The sequence below is a fragment of the Serratia liquefaciens ATCC 27592 genome, assembly GCF_000422085.1.
GTDB lineage: Bacteria > Pseudomonadota > Gammaproteobacteria > Enterobacterales > Enterobacteriaceae > Serratia > Serratia liquefaciens.
This window is the reverse complement of the sequence record NC_021741.1, coordinates 3,982,607-4,003,978: the sequence shown is the minus strand read 5'-3', so window position 1 is coordinate 4,003,978 and position 21,372 is coordinate 3,982,607. Positions and strand designations below refer to the sequence as shown.

General features: G+C 47.3%; 30 protein-coding genes. 20 read left to right on the top strand and 10 right to left on the bottom strand.

The genetic code is table 11. The annotated features are described in order from the left end of the window. The first annotated feature begins 8 nt into the window (after positions 1-8). The 3 genes from recO to acpS all read left to right on the top strand — a co-directional run bounded on the left by recO (position 9) and on the right by acpS (position 1,925). Positions 9-740, top strand: a complete 732-nt coding sequence (gene recO, locus M495_RS18760; RefSeq protein ID WP_020828253.1) for a DNA repair protein RecO — start codon at positions 9-11, stop codon at positions 738-740. A 73-nt stretch (positions 741-813) separates the two neighbouring features. Continuing rightward, positions 814-1,545, top strand: a complete 732-nt coding sequence (gene pdxJ, locus M495_RS18755; RefSeq protein WP_020828252.1) for a pyridoxine 5'-phosphate synthase — start codon at positions 814-816, stop codon at positions 1,543-1,545. After that, complete coding sequence (gene acpS / locus M495_RS18750; RefSeq protein WP_020828251.1) at positions 1,545-1,925, top strand: holo-ACP synthase; 381 nt, start codon at positions 1,545-1,547, stop codon at positions 1,923-1,925. The genes pdxJ and acpS overlap by 1 nt, the downstream gene beginning before the upstream one ends. A gap of 63 nt (positions 1,926-1,988) precedes the next feature. Here acpS and M495_RS18745 read toward each other — a convergent pair whose 3' ends face one another. Next, complete coding sequence (locus M495_RS18745; RefSeq protein WP_041414859.1) at positions 1,989-2,249, bottom strand: YfhL family 4Fe-4S dicluster ferredoxin; 261 nt, start codon at positions 2,247-2,249, stop codon at positions 1,989-1,991. A gap of 215 nt (positions 2,250-2,464) precedes the next feature. Between M495_RS18745 and M495_RS18740 the strand changes: the two genes are divergently transcribed. Continuing rightward, complete coding sequence (locus M495_RS18740) at positions 2,465-3,862, top strand: tyrosine-type recombinase/integrase (protein WP_020828249.1); 1,398 nt, start codon at positions 2,465-2,467, stop codon at positions 3,860-3,862. A gap of 162 nt (positions 3,863-4,024) precedes the next feature. Further along, entirely contained in the window at positions 4,025-4,957 is a 933-nt protein-coding gene (locus tag M495_RS18735; protein ID WP_020828248.1) for a hypothetical protein, read from the top strand. Between the two features lie 128 nt (positions 4,958-5,085). Here the strand turns inward: M495_RS18735 and M495_RS25145 are convergent, their stop codons facing one another. Beyond that, entirely contained in the window at positions 5,086-5,301 is a 216-nt protein-coding gene (locus tag M495_RS25145) for a MerR family transcriptional regulator (RefSeq protein WP_071846573.1), read from the bottom strand. A gap of 16 nt (positions 5,302-5,317) precedes the next feature. Further along, positions 5,318-5,887, bottom strand: coding sequence for a 3'-5' exonuclease (locus M495_RS18730; RefSeq protein WP_020828247.1), 570 nt, complete (start codon positions 5,885-5,887; stop codon positions 5,318-5,320). Here M495_RS18730 and M495_RS18725 point away from each other — a divergent pair. Next, the gene (locus M495_RS18725; RefSeq protein ID WP_020828246.1) at positions 5,886-6,653 is read left to right on the top strand and encodes a hypothetical protein; all 768 of its coding nucleotides are present in this window, start codon (positions 5,886-5,888) and stop codon (positions 6,651-6,653) included. The two genes, M495_RS18730 and M495_RS18725, sit on opposite strands and share 2 nt — an antisense overlap. Before the next feature lie 117 nt (positions 6,654-6,770). On the opposite strand, the gene M495_RS26285 is transcribed toward M495_RS18725, so the two are convergent. From M495_RS26285 to M495_RS18705, 4 genes are all read right to left on the bottom strand, one after another. Beyond that, positions 6,771-6,989, bottom strand: coding sequence for a ParE family toxin-like protein (locus M495_RS26285; protein WP_020828245.1), 219 nt, complete (start codon positions 6,987-6,989; stop codon positions 6,771-6,773). After that, positions 6,986-7,801 (bottom strand): ParB/RepB/Spo0J family partition protein, encoded by an 816-nt coding sequence (locus tag M495_RS18715; protein WP_020828244.1) that lies wholly within the window; start codon positions 7,799-7,801, stop codon positions 6,986-6,988. Before M495_RS18715 ends, M495_RS26285 begins: the two co-directional genes overlap by 4 nt. A gap of 92 nt (positions 7,802-7,893) precedes the next feature. Continuing rightward, positions 7,894-8,706: a DUF2303 family protein gene (locus tag M495_RS18710; RefSeq protein ID WP_020828243.1), complete on the bottom strand. Its 813-nt coding sequence runs from the start codon at positions 8,704-8,706 to the stop codon at positions 7,894-7,896. 35 nt (positions 8,707-8,741) lie between these two features. Further along, the gene (locus M495_RS18705; protein ID WP_020828242.1) at positions 8,742-9,104 is read right to left on the bottom strand and encodes a hypothetical protein; all 363 of its coding nucleotides are present in this window, start codon (positions 9,102-9,104) and stop codon (positions 8,742-8,744) included. A gap of 185 nt (positions 9,105-9,289) precedes the next feature. Between M495_RS18705 and M495_RS18700 the strand changes: the two genes are divergently transcribed. Together M495_RS18700 and M495_RS25140 are read left to right on the top strand one after the other, a co-directional pair. Then, positions 9,290-9,601: a hypothetical protein gene (locus M495_RS18700; RefSeq protein WP_020828241.1), complete on the top strand. Its 312-nt coding sequence runs from the start codon at positions 9,290-9,292 to the stop codon at positions 9,599-9,601. A gap of 118 nt (positions 9,602-9,719) precedes the next feature. After that, positions 9,720-10,166: an ECs1072 family phage-associated protein gene (locus M495_RS25140; RefSeq protein WP_071846572.1), complete on the top strand. Its 447-nt coding sequence runs from the start codon at positions 9,720-9,722 to the stop codon at positions 10,164-10,166. Here the strand turns inward: M495_RS25140 and M495_RS25625 are convergent. Next, positions 10,126-10,332: a hypothetical protein gene (locus M495_RS25625; RefSeq protein ID WP_041415624.1), complete on the bottom strand. Its 207-nt coding sequence runs from the start codon at positions 10,330-10,332 to the stop codon at positions 10,126-10,128. The genes M495_RS25140 and M495_RS25625 overlap by 41 nt on opposite strands. A 596-nt stretch (positions 10,333-10,928) precedes the next feature. Continuing rightward, positions 10,929-11,744, bottom strand: coding sequence for a S24 family peptidase (locus tag M495_RS18690; protein ID WP_236615016.1), 816 nt, complete (start codon positions 11,742-11,744; stop codon positions 10,929-10,931). A 55-nt stretch (positions 11,745-11,799) separates the two neighbouring features. Here M495_RS18690 and M495_RS18685 point away from each other — a divergent pair, with 55 nt between their 5' ends. The 7 genes from M495_RS18685 to M495_RS25885 all read left to right on the top strand — a co-directional run bounded on the left by M495_RS18685 (position 11,800) and on the right by M495_RS25885 (position 16,957). Then, positions 11,800-12,033, top strand: a complete 234-nt coding sequence (locus M495_RS18685) for a hypothetical protein (protein ID WP_020828237.1) — start codon at positions 11,800-11,802, stop codon at positions 12,031-12,033. A gap of 66 nt (positions 12,034-12,099) precedes the next feature. After that, positions 12,100-12,609 (top strand): YmfL family putative regulatory protein, encoded by a 510-nt coding sequence (locus M495_RS18680; RefSeq protein WP_020828236.1) that lies wholly within the window; start codon positions 12,100-12,102, stop codon positions 12,607-12,609. 495 nt (positions 12,610-13,104) lie between these two features. After that, entirely contained in the window at positions 13,105-14,628 is a 1,524-nt protein-coding gene (locus tag M495_RS18670) for a DEAD/DEAH box helicase (protein ID WP_041415622.1), read from the top strand. Continuing rightward, on the top strand, positions 14,625-15,611 hold the full coding sequence (locus tag M495_RS18665) for a toprim domain-containing protein (protein ID WP_020828232.1): 987 nt from the start codon (positions 14,625-14,627) through the stop codon (positions 15,609-15,611). The genes M495_RS18670 and M495_RS18665 overlap by 4 nt, the downstream gene beginning before the upstream one ends. Next, positions 15,595-16,173, top strand: a complete 579-nt coding sequence (locus tag M495_RS18660) for a recombination protein NinG (RefSeq protein WP_020828231.1) — start codon at positions 15,595-15,597, stop codon at positions 16,171-16,173. The genes M495_RS18665 and M495_RS18660 overlap by 17 nt, the downstream gene beginning before the upstream one ends. Continuing rightward, positions 16,173-16,532, top strand: coding sequence for an antiterminator Q family protein (locus M495_RS18655; protein ID WP_041415617.1), 360 nt, complete (start codon positions 16,173-16,175; stop codon positions 16,530-16,532). Before M495_RS18660 ends, M495_RS18655 begins: the two co-directional genes overlap by 1 nt. 92 nt (positions 16,533-16,624) lie before the next feature. Continuing rightward, positions 16,625-16,957 (top strand): hypothetical protein, encoded by a 333-nt coding sequence (locus M495_RS25885; RefSeq protein WP_020828229.1) that lies wholly within the window; start codon positions 16,625-16,627, stop codon positions 16,955-16,957. Positions 16,958-17,086: 129 nt separating this feature from the next. Here the strand turns inward: M495_RS25885 and M495_RS18645 are convergent, their stop codons facing one another. Next, on the bottom strand, positions 17,087-18,016 hold the full coding sequence (locus tag M495_RS18645; protein WP_020828228.1) for a hypothetical protein: 930 nt from the start codon (positions 18,014-18,016) through the stop codon (positions 17,087-17,089). Between the two features lie 357 nt (positions 18,017-18,373). On the opposite strand from M495_RS18645, the gene M495_RS18640 reads away from it, so the two are divergent. The 5 genes from M495_RS18640 to M495_RS18620 all read left to right on the top strand — a co-directional run bounded on the left by M495_RS18640 (position 18,374) and on the right by M495_RS18620 (position 21,316). Beyond that, positions 18,374-19,402 (top strand): DNA-methyltransferase, encoded by a 1,029-nt coding sequence (locus tag M495_RS18640; RefSeq protein WP_020828227.1) that lies wholly within the window; start codon positions 18,374-18,376, stop codon positions 19,400-19,402. A 74-nt stretch (positions 19,403-19,476) separates the two neighbouring features. Continuing rightward, positions 19,477-19,824 (top strand): phage holin, lambda family, encoded by a 348-nt coding sequence (locus M495_RS18635; protein WP_041414854.1) that lies wholly within the window; start codon positions 19,477-19,479, stop codon positions 19,822-19,824. Continuing rightward, on the top strand, positions 19,811-20,245 hold the full coding sequence (locus M495_RS18630) for a lysozyme (RefSeq protein ID WP_020828226.1): 435 nt from the start codon (positions 19,811-19,813) through the stop codon (positions 20,243-20,245). Before M495_RS18635 ends, M495_RS18630 begins: the two co-directional genes overlap by 14 nt. Continuing rightward, complete coding sequence (locus M495_RS18625; RefSeq protein WP_020828225.1) at positions 20,242-20,781, top strand: hypothetical protein; 540 nt, start codon at positions 20,242-20,244, stop codon at positions 20,779-20,781. Before M495_RS18630 ends, M495_RS18625 begins: the two co-directional genes overlap by 4 nt. A gap of 316 nt (positions 20,782-21,097) precedes the next feature. After that, positions 21,098-21,316 carry a hypothetical protein gene (locus M495_RS18620; protein ID WP_020828224.1) on the top strand — a complete coding sequence of 73 codons (219 nt, stop codon included), beginning with the start codon at positions 21,098-21,100 and terminating at the stop codon, positions 21,314-21,316. The last annotated feature ends 56 nt before the right edge of the window (positions 21,317-21,372 follow it).

Below are 21,372 nucleotides of genomic sequence, written 5' to 3'. Positions count from 1 at the left end.
CCTCTCCAATGGACGGCTGGGAGCGCGCTTTCGTCCTGCATGGACGACCGTACAGTGAAACCAGCCTGATGCTGGATATGTTTACGGAAGGTCATGGACGGGTGCGCTTGCTGGCAAAAGGCGCGCGCAGCCGTCGTTCTAATCTGAAGGGTTGTCTGCAGCCCTTTACCCCTCTGTTAGTCCGCTGGGGCGGTCGTGGCGAAGTCAAAACGCTGCGTAACGCCGAAGCGGTGTCCCTAGGTTTACCTCTCAGCGGCATGATGCTGTACAGCGGCCTCTACGTGAATGAGCTGCTGTCACGGGTGCTGGAGCAAGAAGCCAACTACTCGGTATTGTTCTTCGACTATCTGCAATGTTTGCAGGCGCTGGCGGCAGAAGACGTTTCGCCGGAGCAGGCACTGCGCCAGTTCGAATTGGCCTTGCTGAATCACCTGGGTTACGGCTTGGACTTCCTGCACTGCGCCGGCAGTGGTCTGCCGGTCGATGATGGCATGACCTACCGCTACCGTGAGGAAAAAGGCTTTATCGCCAGTCTGGTGGTGGATCACTACAGCTTTACCGGCCGCGAATTACGCGCGCTGGCGGAGCGTCAGTTCCCTGATGTGCAAACTTTGCGTGCCGCCAAGCGCTTTACCCGCATGGCGCTAAAACCCTACCTGGGCGGTAAGCCGCTCAAGAGCCGCGAGCTGTTCCGTCAGTTTGTCCGTAAACAGCCGGATACGCCGGTCGACGACGCCTGACCTTTTCTCCTTTTGCGCTACTGCACCCGCGTGTAAACTACCGCCACTGAAAATCGTTTTTTAGAGGGTTGTCATGGCTGATTTGCTGCTGGGCGTCAATATCGATCACATCGCCACGTTACGTAACGCGCGCGGAACCCAATATCCGGATCCGGTTCAGGCGGCATTTATTGCCGAGCAAGCAGGGGCTGACGGGATCACGGTGCACCTGCGCGAAGACCGTCGTCATATCACCGATCGCGACGTTCGCATTTTGCGCCAGACCATCCAGACGCGCATGAATCTGGAAATGGCCGTGACCGATGAAATGGTGGATATCGCCGTTGAGCTGAAACCGCACTTTTGCTGTCTGGTACCGGAAAAGCGCGAAGAAGTGACGACCGAAGGTGGGCTGGACGTTGCCGGGCAGCAGGACAAAATGGCCATCGCCGTTGAACGCTTGGCGCAGGCCGGTATTCTGGTTTCGCTGTTTATCGATCCCGATCATCGCCAAATTGATGCAGCGGTCGCGGTGGGTGCCCCTTACATTGAAATTCATACCGGCGCCTATGCGGAAGCTGAAGGCGAACTGGCGGTCAAAGCCGAGCTGCATCGTATCGCCGTAGCCGCCACCTACGCCGCAGAGAAAGGCCTGAAGGTTAACGCTGGCCACGGCCTGACTTACCATAACGTTCAGCCGATCGCGGCCCTGCCGGAAATGCATGAGCTGAATATCGGTCATGCGATTATCGGCCAGGCGGTCATGTGCGGCCTGCCGGCGGCGGTGACGGATATGAAACTGCTGATGCGTGAAGCGCGCCGCTAATGGCCGTGCTGGGGCTGGGCACCGATATCGTTGAAATGGCGCGCATCGAAGCGGTCGTAGAGCGCAGCGGCGATCGCCTGGCGCGTCGCGTACTGAGCGATGCCGAATGGGAAGTGTATCAGCAGCATCAGCAGCCGGTGCGCTTTCTTGCCAAGCGTTTTGCAGTGAAAGAAGCTGCCGCCAAGGCCTTCGGCACCGGGATACGAAACGGATTGGCGTTCAATCAGTTTGAAGTGTTCAACGACGGTCTCGGCAAGCCGAATATCCGCTTGCATGCTCGCGCCGCCGAGCTGGCGCAGCAAATGGGGGTGACCTCCATTCACGTTTCGCTGGCAGATGAACGCCGTTATGCTTGCGCGACGGTGATTATCGAAGGGTAAGCCGGCGATCGGCCATGAAAAAAAGGGCGCCTGTTGGCGCCCTTGTCGATCTGAATTTCTGTGTCACAGCCGATCGGCATGATGCAGCACCACAAATTTGTCCCACAGCTGTTCGTTGGTTTCGCGGTGCTCTGGATTGACGATAATGGTGTTGTCGATCGGGCACACCTGCTGGCAGGTTGGGATATCGTAATGACCGACGCATTCGGTACAGCGATCGGTATCGATCTGGTAGATATCATCGCCCATCGAAATGGCCTGATTTGGGCATTCCGGTTCGCACATGTCGCAGTTGATGCACCGCTTTGTAATTAGTAATGCCATATCAATCACTTACGCTTTTATTCTATTCAAATCATGCAGTTATCTGCATTTCCTATTGCGCACGATTCCGCACTATATGTATATTTATACAGTGTTTCAAACATTGAAAAACCATGTTCAGCAACACAGAATGGCAACACATGCCCTTTTTAGCCTCCAGATAAAACCTCATGTGTGAGCTTCATGCTGGTGGCCTCTGATACAAGGAAATATCAATGCCGCGCACTGTAACACAGAAGCAGGATAACCCCAATAATGATGAGTTCTTAGCCGCATCAGCCCGTTGGGAAGACTGCAAGCCGCCCTACGCAAGCTCACACATAAGGGTCTGTGTTGCTGCTGCCAAAATCATTTTGGCGCAGGTCGGACAGGCCCGGCGTTCAAAGTACGAAAAGGACAGCTACCTCCGCATAGATTTTAGCAAAGCAGGCAAGGTAACGTTCTATGCTGAATTCCCTAAAAAGATGGGTTTGAAGGGTAAAAAGTTAGGGGAGTGGCCAGAATTAGCTATTCAGATTGCCAGGGAAAAGGCGAAGGATATTGCGGATAATGGCTTGAAGGCTGAGTCAGTTCAGATGGCCATCAAAGAATATGAAGGGGATTTACAGGCGAAGGTTGAGCGTCAAAAGCTGGGTCAGGATAGTTATAAAACTTACTGCACCAGGACAAAGCAGATCGCCGCCGCATTTGGTGAGCGTGAAGTTTTCAGCGATATAACGTACAACAGGCTGCTTGAGGTTCTCGACCTCTGGATTGAAACAAAGTCCAATAACCAGGCGCTGGAGTTGTCGGCAGAACTTCGGCGTTTCTGGAAGTTCGGTGCGCCTCGTTACTGCAATGGCCGTAACGTTGCCGCAAGCCTACCAAGTGATTATATCTCGTCGCGAGTCCAGAAGCCGACACCGACCCGCCTATACACCGATATTGAGTCGATCGCAGGCTTATGGCTAAACATAGCTGCAGCCACATCTGTGCACCAAAAAAACGCTATGCGGTATATGATTTTAACGGGAGTTCGTCCGATTAATGTTGGCAATTTGCGATGGAGTTTTGTTAACGAAGAGGCTGGTGAGATTATCTACCCAGCAGGGGTGATTGGTATGAGGGGGGCGATGAAAACGCAGAAGGAATTCCGCCTCCCAATTACGTCTGGTATCAGACAAATTCTTGAAGAGCAGAAGAAATGGAGGGACTCGGTAGAGGGGTGTAATAAGGAATATGTTTTCCTTCAGCCGCGTGACCCGGCGAAGCCTTTCGCCAAACGCTCTCTGGACAAGCTTATAAAAACGTACAGCCCAGAGAACGCGGTGAAGGGTGTTAGGCATGATGGCACTGTGAAGGGAAAGGAAGGTGCATTTAATACAATGTGCCGTAAATTCCTCAAGAGCAATATCATTGCTGCGATGCGTTACAAGGGACATTCTCGTAGAGACTCGAAAGAAATTAGCATTCTTTGCATGCATCACTCTGATAAGGAATCAGACCCGATGGGGGAGTTTTATGATTTCTCAGATGAGATTTTAAACGAAGAAATGGCATTAAAGCGACTGGCCTTTGAAGCCCATGAGACCAGCATACTTGCGCAAGTATCACTATTAAGGCGTAAAAGTTAATATTTTTCAGTACAAAATTTTATTGGCATAGTTAAGGAACAGGACTAAAATTAATCCTTTAGGCAGCTCTAAGCCAGAGTTAGACGTTATTATGGTTTCGTTAGATTAAAGTTTCAGAGGTTGGTAAAAATTCCTCTGGTTGATTAAAGGAATGTTTCTGTTATGAAAATGCTTTTTAATGTAAAAGGGAAAATGGTACCGCGTCAATCCTTGAAGTACAAAAGTAAAGATGATCAACTAGAAGTAATGCGAAGTTGGTTTTTAGAAAACTACGAAAATCCAGTGCATTCTTGTCCTTATAATGGCCGTGAAGGTGGATATGCTTACATTTATGGTGGCCCCTTTAATGCTCGAGAAGAGCTGGAAATGATATTTGAAGGGCACGTAAAAGATAATTATATTGAGGAATTGTCAGACGAATTGCAAGATGAGTGTCATGACTGGTCAGGTAACTCTAATAATATGGATGATTGGTACGACGATGACCTGTATAGTGCAGTAACCTCTTCAGAGGAACCAATGGTTAAGTTTGAGGAAAACATTCATATAATAAGATCATTGGTTAGTGGTATATACAAAGAAGATCAAAAAAGACACTTACTTAATATCTTATTTACCAACGTTATAACTGCTCTAGAGACACTTTATGTTGAATTGTTCATAAAATCATTAGATAAAAACCAGTCTTATATATTGGATTTAATAGAAAAAGGTAAGTCGGAGTTCAAATGGAGTAAAGATACTTTATCTTTGCCGTTTAAAAGTGAATCCATTGAGCAACTAAGGATGGAGTTAATAAAATCAATTAAAGAAAACTTGATTAGTGCAAGCTGGCACAATATAGATCAGGTTATAAAGCGTTACAAGGCTGCATTTAACATCCAAACGAGAAATGACTGGCCGACGCAAGAGATTGAAGCCGCAACACTCCTTCGTAATCACTTAGTACATCGAGGTGGCAAGGACAAAGACGGAAATTCAGTAAATGTTACAGAACAAAAATTAGAAGAATTGCTAGATTATGCAACGTCACTTGCCAATAAACTTTACGAAAGCTTAAACAATGCTTTACCGGATGTAGAGAGTGAGTTTTGAGTAAAAAGGCGTTTAGTAGAACCTAGATCCATCATGAGTACATAGGCGATTCATGGATGTTTCTTCTTCTGATATATTGTCCGCCATCTTACAAATCAGACCAACTATTCAGATCTGGTTAAATGCAGTTAATAAGCGCTTCTGCATTTAGCAATAAAGTCTAAAACGTTTTGGCGCTCATACCGGACTACTTTATGCGTAAACCGAATTGGTGCCAAAATTTTTCGGTGGCGATGAGTAATATTCCATGCCCTCAACGTTTTTGTAGTAACCCCTCCAATCAATTTACAAACCTCTTCAGGGGTTAGTAAATCCAGCTCAGCACCTTCACTTTTTTTACTCATGTAATATCCCTTATTTTTAATCTTGCTGGTGAGCTAAAAACAAACACTGATAAATTGCGGAAACATACTTAGCTTGGTGAATTGCGTCGGATATAGCATTGTGGCGTTCGCCGTCAAACGGCATATCACGTTTAGGGTCAAAACCAACTTCACGTCCAAGCTCAACTATAGTACGTACGTCTCTGTCGTTGAACCATTCCCACGGAAGAGGAACGCATTCACGCTGGTAGGACTCACGCAAGATCACGTTATCGAAAACGGCCCCATTACCCCATACGCGCAGGCCACGAGGATTGGCGACATTGGCCCGGATGAACTTATTCAAGTCATACAATGCAGACAGCAACGACGGTGCACCGTCAACGTAGATAGCCGCACGGGCTTCACTGCTTTGTTTCATCCACCAAATGATGGTATCGGCGTCAGGTGCCGCTTTACCGGCCATAGAGCTTTGCAAGTCAACGGGGGTATAGAACAATTCACCTAGTTCGCCGGTGCGTGGCGCAAAGAATACGGCCCCGATGGCTACGATAGGAGCGATGGGCTTCTTACCCATGGTTTCCAGGTCAAGCATTAAATGTTGCATGCACAATCCTATTGAAGTAACTTGTGTTAAAACTGGTTTAGACAGACTAATAATATATTTAGTGGAATTTATGATAAATAAAGAAATATCTATAGCCTCTATTTTTTTGGTGATCTTATACATCGGTGGGTATATATTTAGTCTGGGTTATGCAGAGTATTATGGGTATCCTTCTGAAGTTATATCAATTGATGTTAGTTTTCTTTTGAGAACAAGTTTTCAGTTCTTTGTTGTTATTATTTCATTTGCAGCAATTCTAAATGCAAAGATAGACTATAAGCGAATAGATAAATGGAAAGTGGTTTGTTTTTACGTTCTTGTTTTTATTGTCGTTTTGTTGCCGTTTGTGATTTTTCATAATTCACCTTATTTATTTAAATATGGACGTAAAAAATACTTACTGATGGCACTGGTTCTTACGATTTTGGTTTTTTATTTATTTTTCTCTTTGAGTTCTTTTGTGGATAATAAATTATCATTTACGGGGGTGTATCACGCTATTTTTACTGTAACCGCTTTGGTTTTTGCGTTTTACTGTTCTGGCTGGATATCAGCAAACAACTCAAATGGTATGTTTAAATTAGGTGGTGATAAGGTTCTTCTTGCTAGCTATGGAGATACATATGTTTGGGGGAAGTGTTTAAAAGAGAACTCTGAATATTCAATTACGAAACAGGATGAACCTATGGTTTTGAAAAAAGTTAGCAAAATTGAGTCAGAACAATTGAAGATCTGTTTCAGAAGATCTATGAGTGACGATTTATAATTAAATGAAATTATTATAAATTATCACTTAATGATAGACGGTTTTTACGCTAGCTATTTACTTGGTGGCCGATAAGAAGGGGTTTATCCAGGATTTTAGCTTCTCAATGACTGGCGGTTATATATTGATCTCTGAGTTGTAATCATTGTGGGTAAGCAACTGCAAATTCTGGCTGTCATCTTTTGAAAGTAACCGCCAACGCTTATTAACCTGGAAGGTGAAGTATTTTTTACCACGGTTTTTTCTGGGGAATATTTGACAGGCACTGAACTGGTTTAATATTTCCAGTGCCTTGGCGGTTATCCACGAAGGCGCGTTGTTCAAATTGACGCTCATTGCTGGTGGGCTTCATTGCGATAATCACTGATTATCTGCATCACCTCGTCTTTGCTGCCTTTGGAAAGCATAAGCATGTCGCTATCACCATTAACAATGGGAACGGCGTCAAAGAGCAGCTCTAGCATCCTGCGGGCTTTTTTTGCGCTGAATTGCGGCTGGGCGATACTCTTAGTTACTTTCGTCTTACCAGCGTCCTCTGCCTTTTTCATTAATCTAGCGGCTTCTTTGTCAGCATAGACGCCGTGCTCTCGGTTGATGCTGATTGCCAGGGCGTAATTCATTGAACCGGTGCGAACCAGGCTTTTAACGTATGGGGTGCATTCCTGCAATTGAAGGTGCTGGAGAATGTCAGACTCAGATCGCTTAACTTTTTTGGCGATCTCTGCGTTGGTCCAGCCCTGATTCACAAGCCGCTGGTAAGCTGCGCCACGTTCGATTGGGGAAAGTGCCAGCCCTTGTGAACTGGTGACCATGAAGGCGATTTTATCCGCCTCAGTACCGACGAAATCCTTACATTCAAGGCGCAGCACTTCATGACCGGCGGCAGACGCTAGTAACGCACCGTGGTAGCGGTGGTGACCGTCGATCACTTTCACACCCTGTTCTGTTATTTCAACAGCGAGAGGAGGAATAAACTCACCGGCAATAAATGCGTCTCTAAACTCTTCCACGTGCACCTGGTTTAATTCGCGAACGTTATAGCCTTCTTCTGCATAAATTTCATTTAGAGGCACCAGGAAGGTTTTGCGTGTGGAAATATCAGAGCCAATACTTTCACGCGCTGCATAGCGCTGACTTAAAGTTGCCATATTTATCGTTCCATTCTGAGGGGGGAAAATGCTTCACTATGCGCCACACACAGCGGCGCATAAGGCTTCACTTTATTAGGATTTAATCAGGGTTAAATGCGGCCTTCGAAAAGAGGCACGTCCGGCAGTTGGTTTTGCAGGTCGACCAGAATTTCGTTGTACGCATGCTCAATGATTTTTTTCGGGTCGATCAGCTCATACCAGAGAGCCAGCTTCCCTTCGCGGAGACGGTAGCGAATGCGAGCATCAATCTGATATGGCGTACCGTTATGGAATGGTGAAATGGCCAGAGCGATTCTTTCCGGCAGTTGCGTATTGCCGCTGCCAGTTTTTTCGTTACTGAAAGCCATTTGATAGGTGCCATCATTCAGACGAGTGACCGCTTTAAATTCAGATGTGCGTGTTTCCTGGAAGGCCAGCACCATTTCTAAAAGTGCGTTGCCTGATGTGAGGTTTGAATCAGAGGCTGGCGCAATACAGTTAATATACTGCTCAATAAATTCTGCAAACGTCACCTGATCCATTTTTTCAGCGTCAAAACGAGAAAACGCCTTCCACTCATCGGACAGTGGGCAGTCATACGTTACGACGTGCGTATTTTTGAAAGGAGTTTTTCCGTCCAAGTGATAATCCAATACTGCACAAAAACGTGTTTTTTCAGTATCTGCGAAGATAACACTGCGCTCGTCTTTGAAACGGGAAACATAACCGATCAGAGAAGAAGGCGAGATAACGGTTACGGCCTGTTTAACTTGTGTTTCATCAACGATAAAGTCTTTCAGGGATTTTACCGAGTGACTGTCCGGCACGATAGCATACGGAATATCAGTCTTAATTAAGCTGTTTGCTACTGCCAATTCGGCAATCTGCTTAACTGTTTCATTATTGTTGTTGGTAATGTCCATTAAATATCCTTTCCAGTTATGGGTGGTTTCGAGGGTTAGTTGTTTTGCGCTAATTTAATAGGCGCAGCGGCAGGCTTGGTATCAATCACTTTCAAATCCATCTGCACTTGCGATGGATCATCACGCATTAAGTCGCCATCAGCGGTTGAGAACATAATGGTGTCGGCCCGATCAAGTTCAGGAATTGACTTCTTGACGTTGGGGGTGATCTTCATTGTGTTTTCGTCGCGAGTGTTCAACATTTGACAATTAAGCGTCAGAGTAATAGCGCCTTTCTTGCCAGTTTCGCGGACTTGTTTAATTACCTCGGCGAGCGCTTCGGTAAGTTCGGCGTCGAGTGCGCCACGGTTGATATAAGCCAGTTGTTGGCTAAATGGGGTGCTTTTATTTTCTGACATGATATTTCTCCTCGTCACATACAGAGAAGAACTCAGGCTGGGTGACGCCCTCCACGGTTAGTAGATGCCTAAGTTCTTTTCTCTATGAAAAAGGGCGACCAGCCTATGAACATTATCTTCACCTCTCATGGGTTGAAGTTCGGCCTGGTCGCCAAAGACTACACACAGCAAAGCTATTAGAGCGGGTGGCCTTTCTGGCAGAGGATTTTGCGCAGGCGGGCGAAGAAGGTGAGGCGAACGGCCTGCACGGATGGAGCGACGCGCATAACGTCTACAACGATTGTGTTAGCATTGTGGTTGATCATGTTGAATCTCCGTTCTACTGGTCAGGCCCCGGCAAAGATTGGCGTCTGCAGCCGGGGCTATTTAATTCAGAAGTACCAGCGGGCGTAACAGTTGAGCATGCTGGTACCATTGCAATGGCCGAATTCCTTGATTGCTCTCCGGCGCTGAGTGCGTATTTCCCGCCGAGCCCTGCGGCGGCAGCGCTTGGTTAAGGTAATTTTCATGGGGTGTCCTGCTGGTTGTCCGTGGGAGCAGTGTGGTCTTACGCTTCACCGTCTCAGGCGGCAGTGGTATCTTGGTAGTTCTCACACAGCCAAGAAGGGAATACACATGACAGTAATCAGTGAAGATTTTTACCATCTCGTCTTACAAAAAGTTGGTAAAGTACGTGGTGTAACTTTAAGCGGGGCTATACAGCAGCCTGATTACAACCAAGTTCAAAATAGAGCTGCACTTATATTTAGTCTTGAGTGTGTCTTAGAGGGGCATCGGAATCAGTTTGCAACTCTAGGAAACCCATTAAAGGGCAAGGCTGCTTTGGAACATTTGATACTTAAAAAATACAAATGGCCGCTTAGTGAAATAAGAAGTCTGTCACTTCAAGATGCAATCTTTCTACTTCAAGAGGAGTTAGCGTCCGATGCCCTGCCGGATTCAGCTAGACAAATGATCACTCTTTTTGGTGCGCATCGAGCAAAGCAACTATATCCAGATATTCTTGAAGAAGAATGGGACCCTAACTTGATTGACGAACTTCCAGAGTCGCCTCGCTGGTAAGCTCTTCGATTTGGTTGTCTAGTTCAGCAAGCGCTTGCTTACGGATTTCACGCTCTGCAAGCGCTGTTTGTAATCTTCGTGCGGCGCTAACCTTGTTTTTCATCCATTCCAAAATTGCCTCGTTAGTCATCCCATCAGCAAAAATTTTTGGCTCTCTCTGATCCATTTCTTGCTCCTTTGTCAGTTTTACAGTGGTCTTATGCCTACCGCCCCGCATTGGCAGCGGCAGGGTAAATCCACTCTTCATTTTTAGGCTGATTGATGCGTTAACCGGTCGCCAGCCGGACCTACGTGATGCTTTATGCCTCTTTTCCCTCACTACGTCGCCGGGGGAACGGTCGTCCCGTTCATTCACTACATGATGCGGCCCTCCAGTTGTCTGCCTGTTCACATGCTGGGTCAGGCTCCCTTGCTTATGTCCCAAATCTTTCTCCTTAAAGAACGAAACAGGTCGGTCCCTCTCGGGGTCTGTGGGTGATTACGTCGCTCACCTGATGCGTGTTCCTGTTGGCTTCCTGCCATTCCCGTAACGTTTGTGGCGGTGGTTTGCTGGTGGCGTTGCGGTGTTGATGGGAGTTAATTTATCTCAAAGATAAATAATGGTAAATACCAAAATGATAAATAAATAGTGAGCTGGAAGGGATTTCAGATTAACTTTTTGATATTCAATGATAAATTAATTTATCAATTTTTGACATGGACGAAAAAAAACCAGCTAAAAGCTGGCATTTTTGATGTGGAGGATGGGGGGAGGGGGACGCTTTAGCCTAAGCGGGAATATTCCATAAGCCATTTGCCAACGATAAAACCCTCTATGCGGAACTGATCTTCATTGCTACGATCAATTTCCCATTTTTCATAAGAGGTGTTGTCGCTGATAACTACCAGCTTATCTTTGACCATCTGAAGTCTCTTGATATGAGATGCAGCGCCGTACGTAAACGCATAAATCCCATCACTTTTGAAAGAATGGACCGTAACATCGATAACTACCAGTTCACCTGGCGATATAGTCCCTTTCATACTGTCACCTGATGCAGTTGATATCTTCAATGACTCTGCAGGCCTGCCGCCAAACATCCTCTTTGCGTATTCAGGATCAATCTCAATGGACTGAACTATATCAGGATAATCATTATTCATATGGCCGACCCCACAACTATGTTCCGAATCCAACAGCTCTATCCTGTATGGATGATCAGTATAATTGTTTCCGACAGTATTTAAGCTGTAATTATTAGTCGGGGAGGGTACCTGCCCTGATTCTTTGTTGTGTGGTGCCTCTGTAACATCATGCGGCACGTCAAGCCACCCATGACGTAATGACAAACTCTTCTCTATTCTACGCGCAACGATATCACCGACATTGCGTGCCGGTGTTCTGCTTGTTAGCTGGCTTAGCTGTGCTGGTGGCAATCCTGCCATCTCTGCAAACTCGGCCTTCGTTTTACCTGCCTGAACGTAGCTGTCCATCAGGTCGCGCAAGTTATTGCGGCGTATGTCTTTAGTTTCCATTCCTAGATGTTCCCATCTATTAGCAAAATGATAAATATGCGCAATGATAAATTCGTCTTGCATAAAATTTATCACAAAGATAAACTCACTTTATCTTTAACCACGAAGGTAAATTTTAATGAGCAACGATTTACTCCGCTGGAGGCAGTCAGCTTCAAAAGCCGACTGGAAAAGTCTTGCTCAGCTCTCTCGAACCTCTACCGGGTACCTGGACCAGATCGCTTATAGCAATCGACGTGCCTCTCCCGATATGGCCGAGAGAATTGAGAAGGCTACCCGTAAGTTTTCAGGCATTGAGCCTGTTTCAAAAGAAGTTTTGGTGTTTGCAATTCTGAAAGAGAAAGCCGCCTAACACCTGATGTATCGAAGTATGGCCTAAAGGTCTGCACGATGTAACCACAGCCCGAGGAATACAACTGTGTCACAGCAAAAAGCGCCGGATTGGCAGGCAGAGAAACAGCCTGAATGGGTGATCAGTGCCGCCCGTAAAATTATCACTGGTCTGCCTGGCGGTTATGCAGAGGCAGCTAATTGGCTTGGAGTTACTGAGGACGCGCTGTTTAACCGTCTTCGCCCAAACAGCAATCAAATTTTTCCGATTGGCTGGTTCATGGTGTTGCAGCGTGCTGGTGGAAATACCCACTTTGCCGACGCCGTATCCCGTCAATCGCACAGCGTGAACGTACCTCTGCCTAAGGTGGAAGACGTCGACCGCGACGATATCAACAGCAAGCTGATGGAAGCTATCGAGTACATCGGCAAGCACTCCGAATTAGTCCGCAAATTCACTGAAGACGGCGAGATTGACGACGTTGAACGTCAGGCGCTGGACGAGAACACTCACCGCCTGATGGCAACGTTCCAGGAGCACGTCATCTTGCTTTACAGCGTGTTCTGCCCCGCAGAGGAACCTAAACCCGTGAGGTAAGCATATGCAGTCTGCAACGTTTGTTCGAACCGTCATGCCCACGGTGTTTTGCCGTGAGGATGCCGTATGGATTCAAGAACAGCTTGGCATGTTACCGCCTGCGCAACGTGGAAAGATTGCGCTTGCATACGCGGAGGCTTACCAGGCCGCGTTTGTCCTAGCCGAGATTTCATACCAGCAGGACAACGCAGGCCGCAGGGCAGCGAATACACGGCTCAGGACATTCGTCGAACGGTATTCACGGGCAGGCCAGGGATTAACTACCACGCCACCGCTGGTGGGGCAGAACGGAAAAGCGGCATGAAAATTTTTAACGGTTTTTTTTTAAACGGGGGAGAGGGGAAGGGTAAGAGGGGGGAAAGGGGGGTGATCGGGTTGGGGTGTGGGGGCAGGAACAGGCTTTACCAGAGGGAAGATCTTTAAGGGATCGAGTTGTTAAAAAGCGCCAAACGGAAATTTAGACGGCTAGACGATAAAACGAGGAATGAAACGATGATGCTTACTATCCAGCCACGCGAAAAACAGATTGTTGCACTGAATATGCTGCGCTCGGCATGGAAGCAACACGGCTCATTCATGATGTATGCGCCGGTAGGGTTCGGCAAAACGGCAATCGCTGCGCTTATCGCCAGCGGGTTCATCAGCCGCAACATGCGCATAATGTTTGTGGCCCCGTACACCGTCCTGCTTGACCAAACAGCTAACCGCTTCATTGAGTACGGCTTGCCTGCTGAAGAGATTGGCTATATCTGGCGTGACCACCCGGCCTATGACCCGAGCCGCCTTATTCAAATTGCCTCTGCCGATACGCTTATCCGTCGTGACTTCCCGGAAAACATCGATCTGCTGATCATTGATGAAGCCCACCTGAAGCGCAAAAAGATTCTGGAAATCATCAACCACCTGACGAGCAACACCGACGTGAAGGTTATCGGCCTGTCCGGTACACCGTTCTCCGCCTGGCTTGGGACGTATTACCAGAAGCTGATCAAACCGACCACGATGAAAGAGCTGATCGCAATTGGCGCACTCAGCAAATACGAATTTTACGCCCCTTCACACCCTGACATGAGCGATGTGAAAACGTCGGTACAAGCAGGTTATGGCAGGGACTACAACGAAACGCAATCCGGCGAGGTCATGAGTGACCCGACGTTGGTGGGCGATATCGTCAAAAACTGGCTGGAGAATGGCGAAGACCGCCCGACGATCTGTTTCTGCGTCAACGTGGCCCACGCCAATTACGTGACCGTTGAATTCAGCCGGGCGGGTGTAATGGTTGAGGTTATGACGGCATCAACACCCCATGAAGAACGCCAACTGACGCTCAGCCGCTTTGAACAGGGCATCACTAAGATCATCATCAACGTTGGGGTGCTGGTGGCTGGCTTTGACAGTGACGTCCGCTGCATCATTTTTGCCCGCCCGACTAAATCAGAAATCCGGTGGATACAGATTCTGGGCCGTGGCCTTCGCCCTGCGCCTGGGAAAGATCACTGCATCATCTTCGACCACACCGGCACTGTCCATCAGATGGGCTATCCCGACGATATCGAATATGACTACCTGCCTGCCACCTCTGACGGGATGGAAGATGCCCCGGCCCGTGTGGTTAAAACCGAACAGCCAGAGCGCCTGCCGAAAGAATGCACCCAATGTCATTACGTGAAGCCGGTCGGCATTTACATCTGCCCGAAATGTGGATTCAAGCCTATCGCCGGTGAAGACATCGACACCGACAAGACACGCAGCCTCAAGAAAGTTAAGCAAGCCAAGGAAGTGGTCACCACAGCGGTGAAACAAGCCTGGTGGAGTCAAATTCTCTATTACCAACGCACCCGTAGCGCCCAGGGCAAGCCTGTAAGCGACGGCTGGTGCTCGCACGTCTACCGCAAAAAATTCGACACATGGCCAAACGGGCTGCACAGAACGCCAATGGCTATTACGCCGGTGGTGAGCAACTTCATTAAATCAACACAGATTGCCTACGCAAAATCTAAGCAGGGGAAAGCCGCATGAATACCAAACAGGCAGCTATCGGCCACTGGCCGAAAATACTCGAATTTTACGGCTTACCTCCAGTAACAGGGAAAAATCATTTTAAAGGGGAGTGCCCGTTATGTGGGCGTAAGGGCAAGTTCCGTTGTGACGACAAAAACGGTACCGGCTCATACATTTGTTCATGTGGTGCCGGTGACGGCTGGGCGCTGCTGACCGGAGCCACCGGGAAGGACTTCAAAACACTGGCGTCAGAGGTCGATACTCTGGTGGGCCGGACTTATTCACCCGAAGAGAACTATCAGGCTGGTGGGCCTTCTTCTGGCATAGCTTCCCAACGCCAGCGCGTAAGCTGCAAATTTGCGGGATTAAAAGGGTTGCGCGGTACCGGCGCAGACCAGTACCTGAAACAGCGGGGCATCACCAGCCTGCCGATCGAGAACGTGCGTTTTTGTGAACGTCAACGCGCAGCCGGTGGCGAGTACCAGTCTATTTATGCGTTGGCAACGGACGACAAAGGCGAACTGTGTTACCTGCACCGCACTCTGTTGGACGGTGACCAGAAAGCCACTGTTGCTGGCGCACCGAAGAAAATGATGAAGCTGCAAGAGGATAGTTACCTTGAACATGCCGCATCAGTGGCCATTCGCATGTTTCCGCCGTCCGCCACGCTGGGCATCGCCGAAGGTATAGAGACCGCGCTGTCTTGTCACCAAATCACCCAGTGCAACACCTGGGCGACTCTGAACGCCACATTCATGAAGAAATTCCGCGTACCCCGTGGAGTACAGCGCCTGATTATCTTCGCCGACGCTGATGCGTCTGCTACTGGCCATGCTGCTGCCTTTGAATGTGCCCGCGCCAATCTGCTGGCAAAAAACGATCTCCAACAAGTCTCAGTCCGCTGGCCTAAATCCGGCGACTTCAACGATCTGCTGCTTAACGGCTCAGAGGTCTACGAGTGGATATTCCACCGTGAGGGAAAAAATGAAAAAGCCAACTAAGCCCAAGCAGTACAAGGATAAGGTCTGCGCTCAGTGTGGAACGACATTCACGCCGGAGAAGTACCTGCAGAAAGTCTGCGGCCCGTTCTGCGCTATGGCATACCAGCGTGACGCACGTAAGCGCCTGGCTGAAAGGGAACGCAAAGCCAAATTGAAGATTCGCAAGCTGGCCGTTAAGCCGTTGCAGTACTTCATCAACCTGGCACAAACCGAATTTAACGCCTACATCCGTGAACGTGACGCTGACCTGCCTTGCATCAGTTGTGGACGCTATCACGAAGGCCAGTATCACGCCGGGCATTACCGCACAGTGGGGAGCAATCGAGAGCTGCGCTTTGATGAAGATAATTGCCATAAGCAGTGCTCTGTCTGTAACAACTTCAAATCAGCGAACCTGAGCGAATACCGGCCTAACCTGATAGCCAAGATAGGTCAGGTGAGATTTGACCGGCTGATAGGCCCACCGCCGAAAGCAGACAAGTTAACCCGCAGTGACTACGAACGTATCCGCGATACATATAAAGCCAAGCGCAAAGCATTGAAGCAGGAGAGAGCAGCATGATGTGTGATATGTACGAACTTCTATCCCGTTGGGGGGTCTGGGCTCGCCAAGATAGCGGCATTGGTTACTCACCTATTGCTGCTGGATTTAAAGGATTGTTGCCACCAACGTCTACTGGGAAACAGTCTTGCTGCGATGATGACGGCTTAATGATTGATGGCTGCGTAGCTAGATTAAAGAAGTACAAACCCGATGAGTATGATCTGGTTGTCTTGCATCATATCTACGGTGTATCGCTGCGTAAGATAGCTAAAAGCCGCAAATGTTCGGATGGTACAGTCAGAAAAGAAATGCAAACCGCAGAAGGATTTATAGGAGGGTGCTTGGCTGTATTAAACGTAACTCTTCAAATTAATTAGCTAACAATAGGTCGAGCACTGCTCGGCCTTAGCGGACACTCTGATTCAGCATTTTTTTAATATTCTCTCTAATTAAAATCAATGAGTTAAGCATGAAGCATATAGTTAATATCGCAAGCCATATGCAAACTATGGATGCCGGTGAAAAGTTAGCCAAACCGATAGTAAATTGGCTCACGGCTGTAATTATTGATAACCATATCGATGCATTTAAAAAACATGAGAGTCTATCTAAAGGTTTGAAAAGTTGGGATTCATTTATTTCTGATACTTCGATACCGTTCGATTGGGCAAATATGTTTTTATATGATTCGGTTGAAAATAGCTTGTCTTTCAGATTGACGATTACAAATGTATGCAAAGATAACAGAAATGAACCTACAGATATAAAACCAGAAAACAAGTATCCGCGTAAATTTTTTTGATAAAAATCATAAAAATCCCCACCTACACTAGGATCGTCATTATAGATAATGAATGTGGTTAAAATAAAAAGAATAGATATGATAATAAGCACAGCGAACTGTGCTTTCATTGATGTAGATATATGATAATTAATTAAATTCATTTTTGTTCTTACCATTTAATATTTGTTCTTTTATTATAGCTATGATTCCGTTTGTTGTGAAGTTTTCATTGGATAGTCCATCAACTTTATTAGCCATCTCATCAAAATCATAATTATCAAAAAACGTTGGGCATTTGAAAAAATCAACTATTTTCTCGTTGTTATTATAATCTGTAGCAACCACTTTCCCTTTGGTTATAGAGTTTCCCATTCCCTTTAAAACCCCATTTACTGTCCTTGCAATTGGAGATGTCTTTTTTCTTTCAGTTGGATCTATATTAAATGTAATGTCGGTATTTTTTGTATATGCTTCTGTAGCCACCATTTCTGCTTGATTGAAAGCAATGTTGCTGAACCTAAATGTTGCTGATTTTATTTCTTTAAAGTCAGCTAAAATCTTTTCTAAATTGCTTTTATTTAGAATTACTGAAAAATTTAGCCTTTCAGAATATTTTTTATTTATTATTTTTATTTTCTTGTTGTCAGGTTTTTCTCCGAGAGCTTTAATTTCTTTTTCTTGAAGGTTTCTAATGTATTCATTAGAGGATGTTTGTAGGTGAGAGAACAGCATATTAAGCGAGCATGAGCCATGGTAATAAAGGTACAAGCCTTTTAATGTGTCTTTTTTCAAACAGAAAAAATTGAAATGAACTAATTTTTCATCACCCTTCAAGTCTTCAACCTTTACTACAAAATTCCCATTTTTGACTGTCGATTTGCAGTTTTTCTTTTGGTTTTTGAATGTTAGCACTAACCCTGTATAAAAGTCCTTGTCATTGGAAATGAGAAGCTTTCTCACATAGTCCGTTCGTTTAATTTCATTGCTGGAACACTTTATTAGATGACTAATTATATCCGATGTGTTTATGTTTTTATTCAAGTTGTCAATGGAAAAGCCAATGCTTTTAATATTCATTTAATTTAATCCAAATAATATACATGCGTGATAATTTAAGTTTGATAGTATGCGGGGCTTTAAGGAAACTTGTAACCTAGCCATCTAATAAGAATACGGAAAATTTTGTTTTTTTTCACTAACGCGTACGCAAAAAGAGTTGTAATCTGCTAAGAGTGGTTACTACGTCACATAGCTTATCATCGAAACATCGCCAGCAATGGCGGTTTTTTGGCATGAGTGCATTAATGTTTGTGGAATGGGCGGCGAATAGAGTGCGGTAACACCCTATTCACCAGTTTGCTCATGTCAATGGTCACAAGCGAACCTTTGCCCGTGCTGCGAACAGCAGGACGAGCCTATCAAACAAGGGCGCTTATGATATCCAGCACAAGTCTTGTCAACGCTGACACACTCGAATACATCAAAACCCTGCCTGATGACTGCATCGACCTGATTGCCACTGACCCGCCTTATTTCCGGGTGAAGTCTTGCGACTGGGATAACCAATGGAAAACCGAGGCTGAATATTTAGCCTGGCTGGATTCGTTGCTGGTGGAATTTTGGCGGGTGCTCAAGCCGAACGGCAGTCTATATATGTTTTGCGGTAGCCGTTTGGCCTCTGATACTGAGCTGCTGGTTCGCCAGCGCTTCGACGTACTGAGCCATATCGTTTGGGCGAAACCGTCAGGTGCATGGAGACGTCAGCATAAAGAAGGGTTACGCGTATTCTTCCCTTCTACCGAGCGGATCATTTTCGCCGGTCACTATGCTGGGCCTCTACAACCCAAGATTGACGGCTACGCTGTGAAGTGCGTAGAGCTGAAACAGAACGTATTCAAGCCGCTGATCGACTACTTCAAATCTGCCCGGCAGTCTCTTGGTGTCACTACGAAGGACATCAACGCGGCGACAGGTAAGCAGATGGCCAGCCATTGGTTTAGTGAGAGTCAGTGGCAGCTACCGAGCGAAGAGCAATATCACAAGCTTCAGGCACTATTTGACCGCATAGCCAATGAGAAGCATCGGGCTGGTGGGTTGAATCGCCCCCATCATGAGCTGGTAAGGGAATACAAAACTCTCAACCGCGAATATCTGGACTTGTGCCAAGAATATAAATCATTGCGGCGTACCTTCACGGTAACTGCTGCGGTGCCTTATACCGACGTCTGGACGTATTCGCCGGTGACTTTCTATGCCGGTAAACATCCATGCGAAAAGCCTGCTGAAATGATGGAGCACATCATTAGTGCCAGCAGTCGCCCAGGTGATGTCGTTGCTGACTTCTTCATGGGGTCTGGCTCAACGATTAAGGCGGCTATCAAGCTGGGCCGCATTGGGCTGGGGGTTGAGTTGGAACCAGACCGATTCGAACAAACACAGCGGGAAATATTCCCGAGTAACTAAGTCGCCCTGGCATTTGCCGGGGCTTTTTGTTTCCACCACCCGACGATCGGGCACAGCCCCGGCAGGGGGAGGTTATGAGAATGCCAAACAATCCGCATGGCTGGACGGAATTCAGTGAAATGTTTGCGAGCTGGTGGCGCGGTGATGTGCCGATTGGCGGCGTGATTATGGCTGTAGTGATGGCTGTACTGCGGATGGCTTACTCCGGCAGTGGTTGGAAAGAAACCATTTTTGAAGGGCTGATGTGTGGTGCCCTGGCACTAACGACGTATTCCGCACTGGATTATTTCGACGTGCCTAAAGCTCTCACTGTCGGCATCGGTGGTTTTATCGGGTTCGTAGGCGTGAAAAAACTCAGCTCATTCCTGTCTGGGTACGTAGGCAATCGCTTTGGTGGAGGTAATCAGGATGCGAACAAGTAACAAGGGCCGTAACTTTATAAAAGGGTTCGAGTCCCTTGAGCTGGTGGCTTATCCAGACCCCGGCACCGGCGGCAAGCCTTGGACTATTGGCTGGGGCCATACCAAGGGGGTTAAGCAGGGCGACCGCATCACACAAGAGCAGGCAGAGCAATTCCTTTCTGATGACTTGGCCGTGTTTGAGCTGACGGTAAGCAGCGCCATTAAGCGCCCTATGACACAGAACCAGTTCGACGCGATGGTTTCGCTGGCGTTCAACATTGGCGGACCAGCGTTTGCTGGCTCAACTCTGGTGAAGAAATTCAACGCTGGTGATGTTCAGGGGGCTGCTGACCAGTTCCCTCGCTGGAAATTTGGTAATGGCAAGGTAATGCCTGGTCTTGTGAAGCGCCGCGCGGGCGAACGTGAAGTGTTTTTGTCATGAGCACTGCATTCAGCTTGCGCACGATGGCGATCGGGTTGCTGCTGGTGGCTTTGATTGTCGTCAGCAGGTTGGCGTTTTACTTCCACGCAAACGCGGTTGAGGCTGGCGGGAGGATTAAACAGCTTCAAAGCGATAACAGCCTGCAGACGACCACCATTGCTACTCAGGCGTTTCAGTTCCACCGCGCTAACGAAATCAGCGCCGCCGCAAGCCAGTACGGCATCAACACAAACGCGGCCACCCAGGGGAAAGAAATTGAATACCGTACGATCCTCAAGAATCAGCCGACGTGTGATCTGGTTGTTCCCGCTGCTATTGCTGGTGGGCTGCTCGACTACACGCACCGTTTACGTTCCGGCGCAATGTCAGGTGATACCGCCAACACTTACACAGCCAGTGCTGGCACCACTGCCGCCAGCACGCTGACCTATTGCCAGGCGGTATTGTGGATTGACCCGTTGCTTGCTGCCATCGATAAGGCGAACAACCAACTGCTGGCTATTCGTCAGCTTGATGATGAAAGGAAGAAACCATGAGCAGATATTTCTATGAGCAACGCCGTCGCCGTCAGGAAGAAGAGCGCCGCCGTAGGGAAGAACAGAGTGCTGCTGGAACTGGCAGTGACCTACTGAACCCTCTCAACCCACTAAGCCCGGTATTCGTTGGTGCTGATTACAGTAATGATTACAGCACCAACAGTTCGGATAGTGGCTGCAACGATTCAGGCTCCTGCAGTTCTGATTAGCATTACAGATGGTATTCAATGAGTGCCATCGATAATGCTATAGATATTCCTTTAATCTTGAAAAACATAGGGGTAATCTTAAATCTCCGATTACATAAGGAGGTTTTATGTTGCAAGGTTATTTCAAGTCAACAGATAACAGAGTATCTGACGAACAACACAAAAGAATTATTGCGATGAATGCAGCGTTAGAAGTTGCAAAAGCTTCTGCGGCGGCTCAAACCGCTTGCATTAGAAGTGACAAGGTCGAAAATGATTTGAAGTACGCAGCCCAAGAGGTTGCGACATTAGCCGAAGCTATCCAGGCATATATGGATGCAGAATAAGTAAACCTATTAGATGGCTGTAGATGGCCAGCTAAGGTAACAGGACCCGCTGCGGC

Coding starts and splice junctions, on each gene's coding strand:
- recO (WP_020828253.1), top strand. CDS start 9: ATGGACGGCTGGGAGCGCGCTTTCGTCCTGCATGGACGACCGTACAGT.
- pdxJ (WP_020828252.1), top strand. CDS start 814: ATGGCTGATTTGCTGCTGGGCGTCAATATCGATCACATCGCCACGTTA.
- acpS (WP_020828251.1), top strand. CDS start 1,545: ATGGCCGTGCTGGGGCTGGGCACCGATATCGTTGAAATGGCGCGCATC.
- M495_RS18745 (WP_041414859.1), bottom strand. CDS start 2,249: ATGGCATTACTAATTACAAAGCGGTGCATCAACTGCGACATGTGCGAA.
- M495_RS18740 (WP_020828249.1), top strand. CDS start 2,465: ATGCCGCGCACTGTAACACAGAAGCAGGATAACCCCAATAATGATGAG.
- M495_RS18735 (WP_020828248.1), top strand. CDS start 4,025: ATGAAAATGCTTTTTAATGTAAAAGGGAAAATGGTACCGCGTCAATCC.
- M495_RS25145 (WP_071846573.1), bottom strand. CDS start 5,301: ATGAGTAAAAAAAGTGAAGGTGCTGAGCTGGATTTACTAACCCCTGAA.
- M495_RS18725 (WP_020828246.1), top strand. CDS start 5,886: ATGCACAATCCTATTGAAGTAACTTGTGTTAAAACTGGTTTAGACAGA.
- M495_RS18730 (WP_020828247.1), bottom strand. CDS start 5,887: ATGCAACATTTAATGCTTGACCTGGAAACCATGGGTAAGAAGCCCATC.
- M495_RS26285 (WP_020828245.1), bottom strand. CDS start 6,989: ATGAGCGTCAATTTGAACAACGCGCCTTCGTGGATAACCGCCAAGGCA.
- M495_RS18715 (WP_020828244.1), bottom strand. CDS start 7,801: ATGGCAACTTTAAGTCAGCGCTATGCAGCGCGTGAAAGTATTGGCTCT.
- M495_RS18710 (WP_020828243.1), bottom strand. CDS start 8,706: ATGGACATTACCAACAACAATAATGAAACAGTTAAGCAGATTGCCGAA.
- M495_RS18705 (WP_020828242.1), bottom strand. CDS start 9,104: ATGTCAGAAAATAAAAGCACCCCATTTAGCCAACAACTGGCTTATATC.
- M495_RS25140 (WP_071846572.1), top strand. CDS start 9,720: ATGACAGTAATCAGTGAAGATTTTTACCATCTCGTCTTACAAAAAGTT.
- M495_RS25625 (WP_041415624.1), bottom strand. CDS start 10,332: ATGGATCAGAGAGAGCCAAAAATTTTTGCTGATGGGATGACTAACGAG.
- M495_RS18690 (WP_236615016.1), bottom strand. CDS start 11,744: ATGCAAGACGAATTTATCATTGCGCATATTTATCATTTTGCTAATAGA.
- M495_RS18685 (WP_020828237.1), top strand. CDS start 11,800: ATGAGCAACGATTTACTCCGCTGGAGGCAGTCAGCTTCAAAAGCCGAC.
- M495_RS18670 (WP_041415622.1), top strand. CDS start 13,105: ATGCTTACTATCCAGCCACGCGAAAAACAGATTGTTGCACTGAATATG.
- M495_RS18665 (WP_020828232.1), top strand. CDS start 14,625: ATGAATACCAAACAGGCAGCTATCGGCCACTGGCCGAAAATACTCGAA.
- M495_RS18660 (WP_020828231.1), top strand. CDS start 15,595: ATGAAAAAGCCAACTAAGCCCAAGCAGTACAAGGATAAGGTCTGCGCT.
- M495_RS18655 (WP_041415617.1), top strand. CDS start 16,173: ATGTGTGATATGTACGAACTTCTATCCCGTTGGGGGGTCTGGGCTCGC.
- M495_RS25885 (WP_020828229.1), top strand. CDS start 16,625: ATGAAGCATATAGTTAATATCGCAAGCCATATGCAAACTATGGATGCC.
- M495_RS18645 (WP_020828228.1), bottom strand. CDS start 18,016: ATGAATATTAAAAGCATTGGCTTTTCCATTGACAACTTGAATAAAAAC.
- M495_RS18640 (WP_020828227.1), top strand. CDS start 18,374: ATGATATCCAGCACAAGTCTTGTCAACGCTGACACACTCGAATACATC.
- M495_RS18635 (WP_041414854.1), top strand. CDS start 19,477: ATGAGAATGCCAAACAATCCGCATGGCTGGACGGAATTCAGTGAAATG.
- M495_RS18630 (WP_020828226.1), top strand. CDS start 19,811: ATGCGAACAAGTAACAAGGGCCGTAACTTTATAAAAGGGTTCGAGTCC.
- M495_RS18625 (WP_020828225.1), top strand. CDS start 20,242: ATGAGCACTGCATTCAGCTTGCGCACGATGGCGATCGGGTTGCTGCTG.
- M495_RS18620 (WP_020828224.1), top strand. CDS start 21,098: ATGTTGCAAGGTTATTTCAAGTCAACAGATAACAGAGTATCTGACGAA.